We start from the raw sequence: 15,832 nt of genomic DNA, 5'->3' as shown, positions 1-15,832 counted from the left end.
GAACCCGTTTCCATCGGTATCGCGCGCCATGCACATCGTCATCGTCGATTCGAGCCGCGTCGTCCTCAAGATCATCACCGGGCTGCTGGAACCGCGCGGGCACGTCGTGAGCGCCTTCACGGACTCGGCCGCCGCCCGCGATTTCCTGGAGGAGACCCCGAGCGTCCGGGTGCTGATCACCAGCCTCGAGGTCCGGCCGGTGACGGGACTGGAGCTGTGCTGGTCGGCCCGGCTCCTCGCCGAGGCGCGCCGCCCCCTCTACGTCGTCACGATGTCGTCGGCGCGCAACGCGCGGAACCTCGCCGAGGCCTTGGATAGCGGCGCCGACGACTTCATCGAGAAGCCGCCGAGCGCCGAGGAGCTGCATGCGCGCCTTCGCGCGGCCGAGCGCCTGACCACGATGCAGAACGAGCTAATCCGGCTCGCCGAGACCGACCCGCTCACCGGCCTGCTCAACCGCCGCGCCTTCTTCGCCCGGGTCGGCGCGGCGACCGAGCGCGCCGGCAACCACGGGGCGCTCTCGGCCGTGCTCGCCGACATCGACCATTTCAAGCGCATCAACGACGAGCACGGCCACGATGTCGGCGATGCCGCGATCAAGGCCGTGGCCGAGCTTCTGGGCGCCCAGGGGATCGTCGGGCGCCTCGGCGGCGAGGAGTTCGCGGTGGTGCTGCCCGGACTTTCCCTCGCGGAGGCCGAGGCCGTTGCCGGGCGCCTCCGCCTGCAGGTGAGGGACCTCCGCATCCGCGGATCGCGCGGCCCCGTGCGCATGACGTGCAGCTTCGGCGTCAGCACCTGGTACGAGGGCGACAGCGTCACCGCGCTGACCAAGCGCGCCGACATCGCCCTCTACGAGGCCAAGACCTCCGGGCGCGACCGCGTCGTCTCGGCCGAGAACGACCTCGTCCTCGCCCGCACCGGCTGAAGCCCGGTCCGCTTCGCCGGCACGGGGACCCGCCGCCCTGCGTCGCTCGGTCGTCGCGGAGACGGAGAGACGTTAAGGTTGATCGCGCTGTGCCTGCGCGAGACACGCGTTAAGTATAAGCCTGGCGCCGTATCTGATTTCGACACAAGTCGACTGCGAAAGACCGCAGGATTCGTCTGGAACGAGTCTTGAAACACTTCTTCCGACCCCGGCCGAATTGTGCCATGCCGGGAAAGAAGGGTGCGCGGTATGAGTACGGCCGTAGACGTCCTGGTGTTCGACGAGCCCCAGGAGCTGAATCCCGCCTTCCGCGCGACGCTGGAGCACATGCCGGCGCTCCATACGATCGGCGAGGCCGACCTCGACCAGGTCGACCCGGCCAACACCGTCGCGCTGATCTTCCTGGACGAGACCCGGCTGCAGGTCGGGCTCAGCCACCTCGTGGACCTCAAGGCGCGCTTGCCGGCGCTGCGGACGCTGGTGGCGTTCCAGGCGCTGAACGCGGCCGACGTCGACGCGCTGCGGGAGGCCGGGGCGGACGCCTTCGTGGCCCGCTCCGCCACGCCGCGGGACCTCTGCAACGCCGTGCTGGCCCTGGCCGAGGGCGCCCCGCGGCTAATCGCCCGGAGCGAGGTCGAGGCGGGCACGGCCCCGTCCGCGGAGCCGGCCGACAGCCTCGGGCTGACGCCGCGCGAGGCCGAGGTCCTGCGCTTCCTCAGCGCCGGCTTCAGCAACAAGGAGGTCGCGCGCCGCCTGATGCTGTCGGTCCGCACGGTGGAGACCCACCGCCTGAACCTGCGCCGCAAGACCCAGACCGGACGGTTAAAGGATCTGGTCTCGCTCGCCCGTCAGCTCGGCCTCGCGCCGGTGCTCGACACCGAGCAGGGCCGTCGCGGGGCCGAATCGGCGCGGGCCAGCACGGGCGAGGGTCCGGCGCGCCATTGAGCGCGCCGCGACCCGGGCGGGCGCGCGTTCAGGCGCGCGCGGCCTCAGCGCCCTTGGCGGCCTTCGCCGCGGGCTTGCGCGGCGTGTTCGCCTTCGCCGCCTTGCCGGCCCGAGCCGTCCGGCGCGCGGCCTTCGCCGTGCCGGTCGAGGGCGCGTCTCCGGCGAGCCGGGTCTGCAGCAGGCTCAGCACCGCCGCCTCCTCCGGGCGCAGGCGGCCGAGATCCTCGACCAGCTCGCTCTCGACCGCGTCCTTCACCTGGAGCAGCAGGGCGCCTTCGAGGTAGCAGTCGATGATCTGCGGGTGGATGTAGCACTTGCGGCAGATGGTCGGCGTGTTGCCGAGCCGGGCCGATACGTTCTCGATCGCCGCGCGGACGTTCTTCTTGGCGCCGGCCTCGCCGTCGAAGGTCTCGAACTCGCGAAGCGCCAGCGCCGCCAGCACCGTGCCAGCCCAGGTGCGGAAGTCCTTCGCCGTGATGTCCTGCCCCGAGATCTCGCGCAGGTACGCGTTGACGTCCGACGAGGTCACGTCGCGCTGCTCGCCGGCCTCGTCGATGTACTGGAACAGCTCCTGGCCCGGCAGGTCCTGGCAGGCCTTGACGATCCTGGCCACGCGCCGGTCCTTCACCGACAGGTTCCAGGTCTTGCCGCTCTTGCCCTTGAAGCGGAAGGTCATCGCCGCGCCCTCGACCGTCACGTGCGGGTCGCGCAGCGTCGTCAGGCCGTAGCTCTTGTTGGCCTTGGCGTAGTCGTCGTTGCCGACGCGGATCAGCGTCGTCTCGAGGAGATGCACCACGGTGGCGAGCACCTTCTCGCGCGACAGGCCCCTGCGCCGCATGTCCGCGTCGATCCGCGTGCGGATGCCCGGCAGCGCGTCGGCGAAGGCCATGATGTGGCTGAACTTCGTCGAGTCCCGCGCCGCGCGGAAATCGGGATGGTAGCGGTACTGCTTGCGCCCCTTGGCATCGCGCCCGGTGGCCTGGATGTGGCCGTTCTTGCGCGGGCAGATCCACACGTCGGTGTAGGCCGGCGGGATCGCTAGGGACTTGATCCGCTGGACCTGCGCCTTATCGCGGACGGGCGCGCCCTTGGCGTCGACGAAGCGGAAGCCCTTGGCGGTCTTCTTCCGGGTCAGGCCCGGCATCGTGTCGTCGACGTAGGCGAGCCCGGCCTCGGCGGCCGCGTCGCGCGGGTCGACGACGGTGCCGGCGGTCTCGTCCGAGGACACGAGATCCGATGCCATGAGCGCTGCTCCTCGCTTGCGAAAGCCTGCCCTCAACCGGTCGCCGCGCGGCCGTGTTCCGGCGCCTGCGTATCCGCCGTACATGGATGCGCGCCCGTGTTAGAGGCTCGTGCGATGGACGCCGCCCCTTCCGCCCCCGCCGCGCCGATGCGGCGCCTCGCCTTCGTCGTCACCGAGGACTGGTTCTTCGCCTCGCATTTCCTGCCGATGGCGCGGGCGGCGGTGGCGATGGGCCTGTCGGTCGCCGTGGTGACGCGGGTGCGCGACCACCGCGCGGTGGTCGAGGCGACGGGCGCCCGGGTGATCGCTTTGGAGGCGGAGCGCTCCAGCCTCAACCCGATGGCCGCCGGCTACGCCGCGGGGCAGCTCGCCGCGATCCTGAAGGCCTGGAAGCCCGACATCGTCCACTGCATCGCGCTGCGCGGGATCCTGGTCGGCGGCACGGCGGCGGCGATGGCCGGCATCCCGGCGCGCGTCTACGCACTCACCGGCCTCGGGCTGATCGGCGCGCGCGCCGACGCGGCCGGACGCCTCTCGCGGACCGCCCTGCGCCACCTGATCCGCGGGCCGCTGGCCTCGAAGCGCACCCGCTTCCTGTTCGAGAACCCGGACGACGCCGCCGCCCTCGGCCTCGACCCGGCCGACACCGCGGTGACGATCGTCGGCGGCGCCGGCGTCGACCCGGACGCGTTCGTGCCGCGGCCGCTGCCGCCGCATCCGCCGCTCCGGGTCGCGATCGTGGCGCGGATGCTGTGGTCGAAGGGGATCGACGTCGCCGTCGAGGCGGTGCGGCTCGCCCGCGCGCAGGGCGCTGCGGTCGAGCTTGCGCTGCACGGCGCGCCCGATCCCTCGAACCGCCGGGCGATCCCCGAGGCGACGCTGCGCGACTGGTCCCGCGACGGGGTCGCCTGGCTCGGGCCGACGCGGGACGCGGCCGCGGCCTTCGCCGGCGCCCATGTCGGCTGCCTGCCCTCCCGCGGCGGCGAGGGCCTGCCGCGCACCCTGCTGGAGGCCGCCGCCTGCGGCCGGGCGCTGCTCACCACCGACGTGCCGGGCTGCCGCGCCCTGGTGCGCGACGGCATCGAGGGCCTCGTCGTCCCCCCCGGCGACGCGCCGGCGCTGGCCGCCGCCCTGGTCCGGCTCGCGGGCGATCCGGATCGCGTGGCCGCCCTCGGCGCGGCGGCCCGCAGGCGCATCGTCGAGGACGGGTTCTCGGAGCACGCGGTGGCGCAGGCCGTGTGCGGCCTCTATCGCGAGCTGCTCGGGCCATGATCACGCCGGAGAACGCCGCCGCCTTCATCCGCGCGAACACCCGCCTGCTGCCGGTGGCGCATGCGCCGGAGATCGTGCTCCACGTCGCCGACGAGGCGACGGAGCTGTGGCAGAAGACCGAGGACGAGCTCGCCGAGATCGGCCTGCCGCCGCCGTTCTGGGCCTTCGCCTGGGCCGGCGGGCAAGCCCTCGCCCGCTACCTCCTCGACAACCCGGAAATCGCCGCCGGCCGGCGCGTGCTCGACTTCGCCTCCGGCTCCGGCCTCGTGGCGATCGCGGCGGCGCGGTCGGGCGCCGCCTCGGTGCTCGCCAGCGACCTCGATGCCTTCGCGATCGCGGCGATCCCGCTGAACGCCGCCGCCAACGGCGTCTCCGGGCGCATCGCCACCTCCTCCGCCGACCTGATCGGCACGGTGCCCGACGTCGATCTCGTGCTCGCCGCCGACATCTTCTACGAGCGCGACCTCGCCGGCGCGGTCGGCGACTGGCTCGGCCGCCTGCACGCGGCCGGCACCACGGTGCTCATCGGCGATCCCGGCCGCAGCTACCTGCCGCGCGCCCGCCTCGAGGCGATCGCCAGCTACGCCGTGCCGGTGACGCGGGCGCTGGAGGATGCCGAGATCAAGCAGAGCCACGTCTGGCGCTTCGTCGCGTGATCGCGCCGCCGAAGGCCGCCGGTGATGGCCGGCGATGCGGATCTCTATCGAAGATAGTATTCGCCTGACCATCCAGTGGTTGTATACGCCGCAACGTCATCGATCGTTTTTCGCTGCCGCAGCATTCGTTCGCGGCGGTATGTATTGCGCGGCTTGGGATCGAACGAATTGTAGGTTGATTAATGTCCGTCGGGCAAAGTTCGCTCCAGGCCACCTGAGGTTTCGGTGGGACATGGACCGGACGATGAACGATCCCAACGCTACGATCACGCTGCCCGCCGGCAGCGCGATCTTCGAGGAAGGCGAGCCCGGAACCGTGGCCTACCTGATCGTCGCCGGACGGGCCGCGATCTTCCTGCGCCGCGACGGCATCGAGCAACCGCTCGCCGAGCGCGGCCCCGGCGAGATCTTCGGCGAGATGGCGATCCTCGATTCGGGCCCGCGCCCCACCTCGGCGCGGGCGATCGAGGACTGCGTCCTCGTCCCGATCTCCGAGGCGCAGATCGAGAATCGCCTCCTGCAGGCGGACCCGATCCTGCGCCTGTGCCTCGGCGTGGTCATGGCCCGCTATCGCGACGCGATCGCGCTGCTGAAGCCGCATGCCCCGGCCGTGACGGCGCGCCCCGTCGCCGTCGAGCCCTCGCCGGCGCTCAAGGCGGATTTCCAGGCCGCGATCTCCGTGGTGATGATGGAGCGCGCCCTGCGCCGGGCGCTCGACCGCAACGAGTTCGAGCTGTTCCTCCAGCCGATCGTGCGGCTCGGCACCGAAACGCTGGCCGGCTTCGAGGCGCTGATCCGCTGGCGCCACCCCGAGCAGGGCCTGGTGCCGCCGATGACGTTCATCCCCGTGGCCGAATCGAGCGGGCTGATCGTCGAGATCACCGAATGGGTCGTCTCCGAGGTCGGCCGGATCATGCCGGAGATCATGATGGCGGCCCTGCAGAACCCGGGCGCCGCCGACGGGCCGCTGTTCCTCTCGATCAACGTCACCGGTTACGACCTCGCCCGCGCGAGCTTCCCGGCGATGGTCGCCGAGATGCTGCGCTCCACCGGCATCGCCCCCGCGACGCTGAAGCTGGAGATTACCGAGAGCACGGTGATGCGCGATCCCGCGGGCGCCACCGAGGCCCTCAGCGTGTGCCGCGAGGCGGGCATGGGCATCGCCATCGACGATTTCGGCACCGGCTACTCGTCGCTGAGCTACCTGTCGAAGCTGCCGATCACGACCCTGAAGGTGGACCGCGCCTTCGTCCGGGCGATGCTGACCACCCCGTGCAACCGCAAGATCATCCAGACGATCCTCGTGCTCGCCGACGAGCTCGGCATCCCCGTGGTGGCCGAGGGCATCGAGGCGCCGGCCGAGGCGGCCGCGCTCGCCGAGATGGGCTGCGCCTACGGCCAGGGATACCTTTATGGCTGCCCGGTGCCGCTGGCCGACACCCTCGCCCTGATCCGGAGCTGGAAGGCCGCCGGCGGCGACGCGCCGCAGATCGCCGCGGCGTGACCGGCCGCGGATGGGCCGAGCTGTCCCGCACGCCCGGCCGATCTCATCGCGACGACCGGCTTCGACCGCGCCGCGCCGGCCGCGACCGGTGCCGCCCCGTGCGGGGATGCGCGTTTTCGCGAAGTTCGGTTAAGGATCCTCCGATAGACCGGTACGGTTGCAAGGCCGCGCCGCGCATCGGCGCTCGGAGGTTGACGGTTTTGGGCGAGGACGATCCCGATCACGACCGGCAGGGTGCCGTCTCGGGCGCAGCCCCCTCGCCGGGCACGCCCCTCGCGGACGCGCAGCCGCCGGCCTGGGAGATCGTCCTGCCGGAGGAGGGCGCGACCGAGGATCTCGGGTTGTTCCTGGCCGAGTTCCTGATGCCGGGCGACCTCGTCGCGCTTTCGGGCGGCCTCGGCGGCGGCAAGACCACGCTGGCGCGCGCGCTGATCCGCGAGCTTGCCGGCGATCCGAGCCTCGAGGTCCCGAGCCCGACCTTCACGCTGATCCAGCCCTACGAGGGTCGCCTCGGCGCGATCGTCCATGCCGACCTCTACCGGCTGCGCAGCGCCGACGAGCTGGTCGAGCTCGGTTTCGACGAGATGACCGAGGCCGCGATCACGCTGGTCGAGTGGCCCGAGCGGCTTCCGCCGCGCGAGGGGCCGGTCCTGTCGATCGACCTGTCGCTGCGGCCCGAGTTCGGCGAGGGCTCGCGCTTCGCCCGCATCTCCGGCACCGAGGGCATGCGCGCCCGCCTCGACCGGGCGCGCGCGGTCCGCGCCCTTCTCGCCCGCAGCGGCTGGGACGAGGCGACCCGCACCCTGATGCAGGGCGACGCGTCGTCGCGCGCCTACGAGCGCCTGACGCATCCCGACGGCCGCTCGGCGGTGCTGATGATCTCGCCGCCGCGCGCCGACGGGCCGCCGGTGCGCGACGGAAAGCCCTACAGCGCGATCGTCAAGCTCGCCGAGAGCGTCCACGCCTTCGTCGCGATCGACCGGGGCCTGCGGGCGCTCGGCTTCTCGGCGCCGCGCATCTACGGCGAGGACCTCGACACCGGGCTGCTGATCCTCGAGGACCTCGGCACCGAGCCGGTGGTCGACGCCGCCGGCCCGCGGCCCGAGCGCTACGCCGAGGCGACGCGCCTGCTCGCCAAGCTCCACGCGGTCGAGCTGCCGGGCGTGCTGCCGGTGGCGGACGGCATCGACCACGTGATCCCGGCCTACGATGCCGAGGCGCTGTTGTTCGAGACCGAGCTGCTGCCGGACTGGTATGCCCCGGCGCTGCGCGGCGTCACGCTCCCGCCCGAGGCGCGGGACGCGTTCGGCGCGCTCTGGGCCGAGGTGCTGAAGGGCGCCGTGCCCGCCCGCCCGACCTGGACGCTGCGCGACTACCATTCCCCCAACCTGATCTGGCTCCCCGAGCGCGACGGGCTGGAGCGCATCGGCGTGATCGACTTCCAGGACGCGGTGCTCGGCCACCCGGCCTACGACGTCGCCTCGCTGCTGCAGGACGCCCGCGTCGACGCCAACGCCGAGTTCGAGCTCAGATTGCTCGGGCTCTACGCCCGCGAGCGCCGCGCCCGCGATCCGGCCTTCGACGTGCAGGGCTTCGCCACCGCCTACGCCATCCTGGCGGCGCAGCGCGCCACCAAGATCCTCGGCATCTTCGCCCGGCTGAACCTGCGCGACGGAAAGCCGGCCTACCTCGCCCACATCCCGCGGATCGAGGGCTACCTCGCCCGCAACCTCGCCCACCCGGCGCTGGCGTCCCTGCGGGACTGGCACCTGCGGCACCTTCCGGGGTTGCTCGGACGCGCCGAGCCGCCGGCCGAGCCCGCCTGAACCGCCGTCCGACCTCTCCTTCGCGAGCCCCGCGCATGAGCGACACCCCCGCCTCGCCGCCGACCGCGCAAGCCGCGATCACCCGCGCCTTCGTCCTCGCCGCGGGCCTGGGCAAGCGCATGCGCCCGGTCACCGCCACGGTGCCGAAGCCCCTGGTGGAGGTCGCGGGCAAGGCGCTGATCGACCACGCCCTCGACCGGGCGGCGGAGGGCGGGATCGAGACCGCGGTGGTCAACGTCCACTACCTGCCGGACCTGATCGAGGGGCACCTGGCCAAGCGCGTCGGCCTTCCGAAGATCGTCGTGTCCGACGAGCGCGAGACTCTGCTCGAGACCGGCGGCGGCGTGAAGAAGGCGCTCGCCCTGGTCGGCGCGGACCCCTTCGTGGTGTTCAACTCGGATTCGTTCTGGCTGGAGGGCCCGACCCCGAACCTCGCCCGGCTCATCGAGGCCTGGGACGCGGCGCGGATGGACATCCTGCTCCTGGTGGCGCCGACCACCACGAGCCTCGGCTACGAGGGCTCGGGCGACTTCGTCATGGACGCCGACGGCCGGCTGGAGCGGCGCGGCGAGCGCCGGGTGGCCCCCTTCATCTATGCGGGCGTCGCCATCGTGAAGCCGGAGCTGTTCGCCGACACGCCGGACGGCGCGTTCTCGCTCAACCTGCTGTTCGACCGGGCGATCGCGGCGGGCCGCCTGTCCGGGCTGCGGCTCGACGGCCAATGGCTCCACGTCGGCACGCCCGACGCGATCCGCGCCGCCGAGGAGCGCGTGCGGGTGAGCGCGCAGGAGGGGTGAGCCGCGATTCCGTTTGAGGAACGGATGCGGAACCTCTAGATTGCTCGCATCGAGGATGGCCCTGGTCGCTGCGGAGGTCCCGGTGGACGTGAAGGAAGCGGTTTCCAGGGCGAAGGACTACGTCGCCGCGGTCTTCGATGCCGAGCAGCCGACGAACATCGGTCTCGAGGAGATCCGGTTCGACGACGCGCTGAACCAGCGGCTCATCACCGTCGGGTTTTCGCGGCCCTGGGACGCGTCCAAGCCGCTCGTGACCGCTCTCGGGCGCGATCTCGATCCGAAACGATCCTACAAGGTGGTGCACCTCAAGGACGATGACGGCCGCGTCGTCTCCGTCACCGACCGCCGGGTCGAACCTTCAGTGCCGGACGCCTGCTCGTCGACACGAACCTGCTTCTGCTGCTCTTCGTCGGGACCGTCTCCCGATCATACATCGCCGCGCATCGGCGCGCGCGCATCCACACGATCGACGACTTCGTGCTGCTGAAACTCCGGATCGGGGATGCGGCGATCTTCCTCACCACGCCGAACGTCCTTGCCGAGACCGCGTACCTGATCCGACAATTCGACCAGGACCGCCTGGCTCCGGTTCTCGAGGCGTTCCGTTTCTTCGCGAAGGCGGCGACGGAGACGTATGTGCCGAGCGCGGATGCCGTCGGTTCCGTCGACTTCGACAGGCTGGGCCTCAATGACGTCTCGATCCCGAACGCGCGGGAGCCGGACGTCACCCTGATCACCGACGACCTCCACCTCTACCGCACCAGCGCGATGTCGGGCAGGAAGGTGCTCAACTTCACGCACGAGCGCGAACGGATCCTCGGTTGACCCAGATCGACCCGACCGACCCACACGCCCACGTCTTCACCATCACCCGCGGCGCGCCGTTCCTGCCGACGCTGGTCGATGCGCTGCTCGACGGGCGCCTCGTCGGCGATCTCGGGCGCGACCCGCTCGCGCTCGCCGCCGTCACGATCTACCTGCCGACGCCGGGCGTGGCGAAGGAGCTGGCCAAGCGCCTGGCGGCGCGGCTGGGCGAGGCGGCCCTGCTGCCGCGGATGATCCCGCTCGGCGAGGCGGACGAGGCCGAGCTGGATCTCGCCGCGATGCCGCTGGTCGCGAACGCCGCCGTCGGCCTCGACCCGGAGATGCAGAAGCTCGAGCGCCGGCTGATCCTCGCCCGGCTAGTGCAGTCCTGGGCGCAGGCGGTCGACCGCTCGCTGCTGCCGATCGACGAGGAGGTGCCGTTCCTGGTGCCGGCCTCGCCCGCCGACGCGGTGGCGCTCGCCGCCGACCTCGAAGGGCTGATGGACGCGCTGACCGTCGAGGGCCTGCCCTGGTCCGAGATCGCGGGTGCCGTCGAGGCCGAGTACTCGCGCTATTTCGGACTGACCCTCGATTTCGTCCGGATCGCCGCCGAGAACTGGCCGCGGATCCTGGCCGAGCGCGGCCTCACCGATCCGGTCTCGCGGGCGCGCGACCTCGTGCTGGCGGAGGCCGCCCGCCTCACCCGCGAGCGTCCGCGTGACCCGGTGGTGATCGCCGGCTCGACCGGCTCGGTGCCGGCCACCGCCAAGCTCATCGCCGCGGTGGCGGGCCTGCCGCACGGCGCGGTGGTGCTCCCCGGCCTCGACCTGGATCTCGACGCGGCCGGCTGGGACGCGATCGAGACCGGCGCCGGCTTCGAGCGCGAGATCGCCCACGGCCACCCGCAGGCCGTGCTGCATCGGCTGCTCGGCCCCGGCTGCCTCGGCGTCGCGCGGGACGCGGTCGTCGACCTCGGCGGCCACGATCCCGAGGTGACCGCCCGCGCCGCGCTGCTGTCGCAGGCCCTGCGCCCGGCCGAGACCACGGATGCCTGGGCGCGCCTCGACGGGACGGCGCGCGAGACCCTCGGCCGGCAGGGTTTGGCGGGGCTCGCCGTCGCCGAGGCGGCCGACGAGCGCGACGAGGCGCTGATGGCCGCCGTCGCCCTGCGCGAGGCGCTCGCCGCGCCGGGCCGGACCGCCGCGCTGATCACGCCCGACCGGGCGCTCGCCATGCGGGTCGCCGCCGAGCTCGCCCGCTGGGACATCGTCGCCGAGGACGGCGCCGGTCTCGCGCTCAGCCGCAGCGCGGCGGGCCGGATGGCGCGCCTCTCGGCGGAACTCGCCGTCGACCTCCACCGAGAGCAGGGCGACGCGATCCCGGCGCGGATCATCGCGCTCCTGGCCCATCCGCTGGTCGGCCTCGGCCTCCCACGCGGCGACGTCGTGCGCGGCGCGGCGGCCCTGGAGATCGGCGTGCTGCGCGGCCCGGCGCCGGCCGGCAGCTTCCAGGGGCTCAAGGATGCGCTCGCCGTCCAGCGCGCCGCCCCGCACAGGCACCAGCCCCGGGCCAAGCAGCGCCTCGGCGACCGCGATTGGGACCTGGCGGCGACGATCCTCGATCAGCTCGAGGCCGCGTTCGCACCGCTCGCCGCGTTCGCCGGCTCCTGCGGCGCCGAGGCGGCCGCCTGCGATCTCGTCGAGGCGGCGCGCCTCCATGCCGAGGTGTGCGAGGCGCTGCTGGCGCGGCCGGCGGAGGTGGCCGAGCCGATCGCCGATGCCTCGCTGAATTGCCTCGACACGCTGTTCGACGACGTGCGGAACCTCGTCGGCCACCGCGCCGAGGCCGACGCGGCGCTGCTGCCGGGGAGCTTCGACGACTACCCCGCCTTCCTTACTACGCTCGCCGCCGATCGCACCGTGCCCTGCGCCGGGCCGGCGCCGCATCCGCGCCTGAGCATCCTCGATCCGCTCGGATCGCGCCTGATGCACTACGACCGCGTCGTGCTCGCCGGGCTCGACGAGGGCGTCTGGCCCGGCAAGACCACCACGGATTCCTTCCTCAACCGGCCGATGCGCGAACGCATCGGCCTCAACCCGCCCGAGCGCCAGCTCGGCCAGGCGGCGCACGACTTCGTCCAGGCCCTCGGCTGCCGCGACGCGGTGATCACCCGCGCGGCCAAGCGCGAGGGCTCGCCGACCGTGCCGTCGCGCTTTCTCCAGCGCATCCGCGCCTTCGCCGGTGAGGCGGCCTGGGCGGCCACCCTCGACGCCGGCCGGCGCTTTGCCGGCTATGCGTACGTGCTCGACACGGCGCCCGCGCAGCCGCGCCTGACCCAGCCGAAGCCCAAGCCCGACCCGGCCCTGTTCCCGCGCAGCCTCAGCGTCACCGAGATCGAGACGCTGGTGCGCGACCCCTACGCCGTCTTCGCCCGCCACGTGCTCGGGCTCGATCCGCTCGAGGCGGTGGCCGAGCGGCCCGGCGCGGGGGACCGCGGCACCATGATCCACGCGATCTTCGGCCGATTCGCCGAGCGCTATCCCGATGCGCTGCCCGATGCCGCAATCGCCTGGGAACGGCTCAACCAGATCGCGGTCGAGGCCTTCGCCGGCACCGCCGACACCTACCCCGAGCTCTACGCCGAGTGGTGGCCGCGCTACGAGCGCATGGCCGCGGTCTACCTCCCCTGGGAGATCGCGCGGCGGGCGACCCTCGCGCGGGTCGAGCCCGAGATCTTCGGACGGTGGGCGATCCCGCTCGGGCCTGAGACCTTCACGCTCCGGGCGCGCGCCGACCGGATCGAGCGCGGGGCGGACGGCGCCTGCATCGTCGACTTCAAGACCGGCGCGCCGCCCTCGGCCCGCGAGATCTTTGCCGGCTTCTCACCGCAGCTCACCCTGGAGGCGGCGATGCTGATGCACGGCGCGTTCGACGGGTTTCTGGCGACGAACGCGACGCCGGACCTGCTCTACGTCCACGCCTCGGGCGGGCGGAAGCCGTTCGTGCCGCTGGCCGTGAAGCCGCCGAAGGGCGATCCGCGCACCGTCGCTGAGATCGTCGAGGAGCACGCAACCCGCCTGAGGGGGCTCGTCGCCCGCTTCATGACGGGGCAGGCGGCCTACACCTCGCGGCCCTACGCGAAATACGCCAAGTCCTACGGCGACTACGACCACCTCGCCCGCGTCGGCGAATGGTCGCTCGGGGGAGATGGCGAGGGCTGATCCGGTCGCCTCCGGTCGATCGGAGCGGATGCACGCGTCTCCCTCCCTCGCAGTGGGGGGAGGGAAAGGCGCGAGAGCGGCCTCCGAATCGATCCAGAGGCGAGCCGCAGCCTCAGACCGGCGCCAGCGCCGCGCGGGGATCGTGGCGGGCGAGCCGGCCGAGCAGGTACTCGACCTCGGCGACCGCCTTCGGGCCCAGCGTGCCGCCGGGCTTGCGCTGGGCGGCGGAGGCGATCAGCCCGCGGCGCGCCATGACGTACTTGCGCACCGCCAGCCCGATGCCGGGCTGCTGCTCGTAGCGCAGCAGCGGCAGATGGGCGTCGAACAGGTCGTGGGCGGCGTCGCGCTCGCCGGCGGCCGAGAGGCGGACCACGTCGGCGAGCATGTCGGGGAAGGCGTAGCCGGTCATCGCCCCGTCGGCGCCGCGCTCGGTCTCGAAATCGAGGAACAGGCCGCCGTTGCCGCACAGGATCGAAATGTGCCGCATCGAGCCCTCCGCCTCGAAGCCGCGTAAAGTTGAGATCTTCTCGAGCCCCGGCCAGTCCTCGTGCTTGAGCATCCGGCAGGCCGGGTTGTCGTTGACGATCCGGCGGATCACGCCCGGCGTCATCACCACGGTGAAGGTGAGGGGATAGTCCTGGATCACGAACGGCACGTCGGCGCCGATCGCCTCGGCGGCCTGCGCGTAGTAGGCGACGATCTGGTCGTCCGTGCGCAGGGAACTGGGCGGCGCGATCATCACCCCGGCCGCGCCCGCATCCATCGCGCTGCGGGCCAGCGACGCCATCGCGGCGAAGCCCGGCGCCGAAACGCCGACGATCACCGGCAGGCCCTTCGCCCGCACGATAAAGCGTCGGGCGACGTCGAGCGCCTCGCCCTGGTCGAGCTTGGGCGCCTCGCCCATCACCCCGAGCACGGTGAGGCCGGTGGCGCCGTTCGCGGCGTAGAAGTCGGTCAGCCGGTCGATCGAGTCGTGGTCGATGCGGCCGTCCGGGTGGAACGGCGTCGGGGCGATCGGGAAGACGCCGCGTTCGGAGGCATCGAGGCGCATGGGGTTTGATCCTTCGTGACGGCGTCGGGCTGAGGAACGCGGACGATAGACCGACTCGGCGGTGGCGTCGCAGCCGCTCAGGCGATGCCGAGGGCCCGGATCAGCACGAGGCTGATGCCGATGAGCACGAGGAGCGAGCCGGTGACGGCGGCGGTGACGCGTCCGCCGACGCGCGCGAGGATGCGCACGTCGACGCCCAGGCCGAGCGCGGCCATCGAGACGATGGTGAGGATGCCGGCGAGCCTCGTCAGCGGAAGCGCGGCCGCGTCGGGGATCAGGCCGAGGGAGCGCAGGCTCGCCAGCACCAGGAAGCCGACGATGAACCACGGCACGAGCTTGGTCAGGCTCAGGCGCCCGGGCCGGGCCGCCGCGCCGCCCTCGGCCGGCAGCCGGCGGGCGATCAGCGAGAAGGCGAGCACCACCGGGCCGAGCATCAGCACGCGCACCAGCTTGACCAGGGTGCCAACCTGGGTGCTGGCGAGGCTCACCGGCACGGTGGCGGCCAGCACCTGCGGCACCGCGTAGACGGTGAGCCCGGCGAGCACGCCGTACTGGTTGTCGGACAGGTGGGCCAACGGCACGAACAGCGGCAGGCCGAGCACCATCAGCACGCCGAGCACGGCGGTGAAGGCGATCGCGGCGGCGATGTCCTTGTTGTCGGCCCCGATCACCGGGGCGACGGCGGCGATCGCCGAGTTGCCGCAGATCGCGTTGCCGCAGGCGACGAGGATCGCCATCCGCGCCGGCAGCGCCAGCATGCGGCAGATGCCGTAGCTCGCCGCGATCGTCAGGATCACCGTGCCGACGATGCCGGTGAGCAGCGCCGGGCCGGAGGCGACGATCGCCCCGAGGCTCAGGGAGGCGCCAAGCAGCGTCACGGCGAGCTCGAGCAGCTGCTTGGCGCTGAAGGCGATGCCGCTGCGGAAGCGCGCCCCCGGCACCCACGCGCTGCGGAGCGCGATGCCGAGCAGGATCGCGATCACCAGCGCCTCGATATACGGATGGTCGAGCGCGCGCTCCTCGGCCGCCTGCACGCCCATCGCGATCCCGGTGATCGCGACGCAGACGAGGATGCCCGGCAGCAGCGCGAACGGGCCGGCGGCGACCGTGGGCGCGGCGTGCGCGGGCGGGGTCATCGGCTTCGAGTCTGCGGTCACGCGGCCTCTCGCTCGGCGGATTCCGCATCCGGGGATGCGTCGAGGAACGAACTTCCACGCCGACGATCCAGCGGAGAAGAAGCCTCTCTTTGTCAAGGAATCTTCGGAAGACGCAACCATTGATCCGGCGGCGGCCAAGCGCGACATCTCCCATCATGACCGCCCAGCTCGACCAGCGCACGACCGCCTACGATCCCTTCGGCGAGCCGATGGAGATGCCGCGCGCCTGCGTCGATGCGAAGGCCGTGGGCGCAGCCGGCAGTTACCGCGAGACGCGCCGTGCGGCCCTGGTGTTCTGGGCTCTGGCGCTTCTGTTCGTCGGCGGCCGGATCTACTTGGCGGATCAGACCCCGTCGCAGGTCGCGGACGCGGCGCCCGTGCAGGTCACGGCCCTGCGCTGATTTCAGGCCGGCCGCCGGCGGGGACACCGC

At 72.4% G+C, this 15,832-nt stretch carries 14 protein-coding genes; 11 read left to right on the top strand and 3 right to left on the bottom strand.

Annotated features, from left to right (window positions below; all coding sequences use genetic code 11):
• Positions 1-28: 28 nt before the first annotated feature.
• Positions 29-925 (top strand): GGDEF domain-containing protein, encoded by an 897-nt coding sequence (locus tag MKK55_RS08005; protein ID WP_243934112.1) that lies wholly within the window; start codon positions 29-31, stop codon positions 923-925.
• Between the two features lie 249 nt (positions 926-1,174).
• Positions 1,175-1,870, top strand: coding sequence for a response regulator transcription factor (locus MKK55_RS08000; protein WP_147727879.1), 696 nt, complete (start codon positions 1,175-1,177; stop codon positions 1,868-1,870).
• A gap of 28 nt (positions 1,871-1,898) precedes the next feature.
• Here the strand turns inward: MKK55_RS08000 and MKK55_RS07995 are convergent, their stop codons facing one another.
• On the bottom strand, positions 1,899-3,113 hold the full coding sequence (locus tag MKK55_RS07995; RefSeq protein ID WP_243934111.1) for a DNA topoisomerase IB: 1,215 nt from the start codon (positions 3,111-3,113) through the stop codon (positions 1,899-1,901).
• Positions 3,114-3,227: 114 nt separating this feature from the next.
• Between MKK55_RS07995 and MKK55_RS07990 the strand changes: the two genes are divergently transcribed.
• The 8 genes from MKK55_RS07990 (at position 3,228) to addB (ending at position 13,193) form a co-directional block, all read left to right on the top strand.
• Entirely contained in the window at positions 3,228-4,385 is a 1,158-nt protein-coding gene (locus MKK55_RS07990) for a glycosyltransferase (protein ID WP_243934110.1), read from the top strand.
• On the top strand, positions 4,382-5,041 hold the full coding sequence (locus tag MKK55_RS07985; protein WP_147858855.1) for a class I SAM-dependent methyltransferase: 660 nt from the start codon (positions 4,382-4,384) through the stop codon (positions 5,039-5,041). Before MKK55_RS07990 ends, MKK55_RS07985 begins: the two co-directional genes overlap by 4 nt.
• Before the next feature lie 244 nt (positions 5,042-5,285).
• Positions 5,286-6,545, top strand: a complete 1,260-nt coding sequence (locus tag MKK55_RS07980; RefSeq protein ID WP_243934109.1) for an EAL domain-containing protein — start codon at positions 5,286-5,288, stop codon at positions 6,543-6,545.
• Between the two features lie 200 nt (positions 6,546-6,745).
• Positions 6,746-8,371, top strand: a complete 1,626-nt coding sequence (gene tsaE, locus MKK55_RS07975; protein WP_409566033.1) for a tRNA (adenosine(37)-N6)-threonylcarbamoyltransferase complex ATPase subunit type 1 TsaE — start codon at positions 6,746-6,748, stop codon at positions 8,369-8,371.
• Positions 8,372-8,406: 35 nt separating this feature from the next.
• Positions 8,407-9,168, top strand: coding sequence for a nucleotidyltransferase family protein (locus MKK55_RS07970; RefSeq protein ID WP_147729627.1), 762 nt, complete (start codon positions 8,407-8,409; stop codon positions 9,166-9,168).
• Between the two features lie 40 nt (positions 9,169-9,208).
• On the top strand, positions 9,209-9,655 hold the full coding sequence (locus MKK55_RS07965; RefSeq protein WP_243934107.1) for a hypothetical protein: 447 nt from the start codon (positions 9,209-9,211) through the stop codon (positions 9,653-9,655).
• The gene (locus MKK55_RS07960; RefSeq protein ID WP_243934105.1) at positions 9,646-9,993 is read left to right on the top strand and encodes a hypothetical protein; all 348 of its coding nucleotides are present in this window, start codon (positions 9,646-9,648) and stop codon (positions 9,991-9,993) included. The genes MKK55_RS07965 and MKK55_RS07960 overlap by 10 nt, the downstream gene beginning before the upstream one ends.
• Complete coding sequence (gene addB / locus MKK55_RS07955; RefSeq protein WP_243934103.1) at positions 9,990-13,193, top strand: double-strand break repair protein AddB; 3,204 nt, start codon at positions 9,990-9,992, stop codon at positions 13,191-13,193. The genes MKK55_RS07960 and addB overlap by 4 nt, the downstream gene beginning before the upstream one ends.
• Before the next feature lie 112 nt (positions 13,194-13,305).
• On the opposite strand, the gene MKK55_RS07950 is transcribed toward addB, so the two are convergent.
• Positions 13,306-14,244 carry a dihydrodipicolinate synthase family protein gene (locus tag MKK55_RS07950; RefSeq protein ID WP_243934101.1) on the bottom strand — a complete coding sequence of 313 codons (939 nt, stop codon included), beginning with the start codon at positions 14,242-14,244 and terminating at the stop codon, positions 13,306-13,308.
• Positions 14,245-14,321: 77 nt separating this feature from the next.
• Positions 14,322-15,380 (bottom strand): YeiH family protein, encoded by a 1,059-nt coding sequence (locus MKK55_RS07945; protein WP_243934150.1) that lies wholly within the window; start codon positions 15,378-15,380, stop codon positions 14,322-14,324.
• 176 nt (positions 15,381-15,556) lie between these two features.
• Here MKK55_RS07945 and MKK55_RS07940 point away from each other — a divergent pair, with 176 nt between their 5' ends.
• Entirely contained in the window at positions 15,557-15,802 is a 246-nt protein-coding gene (locus tag MKK55_RS07940; RefSeq protein WP_147727890.1) for a hypothetical protein, read from the top strand.
• Positions 15,803-15,832: the final 30 nt, after the last annotated feature.

This window comes from Methylobacterium sp. J-059 (assembly GCF_022829485.1).
In the GTDB taxonomy this organism is placed as follows: domain Bacteria; phylum Pseudomonadota; class Alphaproteobacteria; order Rhizobiales; family Beijerinckiaceae; genus Methylobacterium.
The sequence above is the reverse complement of the archived record's forward strand: the minus strand, read 5'-3'. Positions and strand labels throughout refer to the sequence as shown.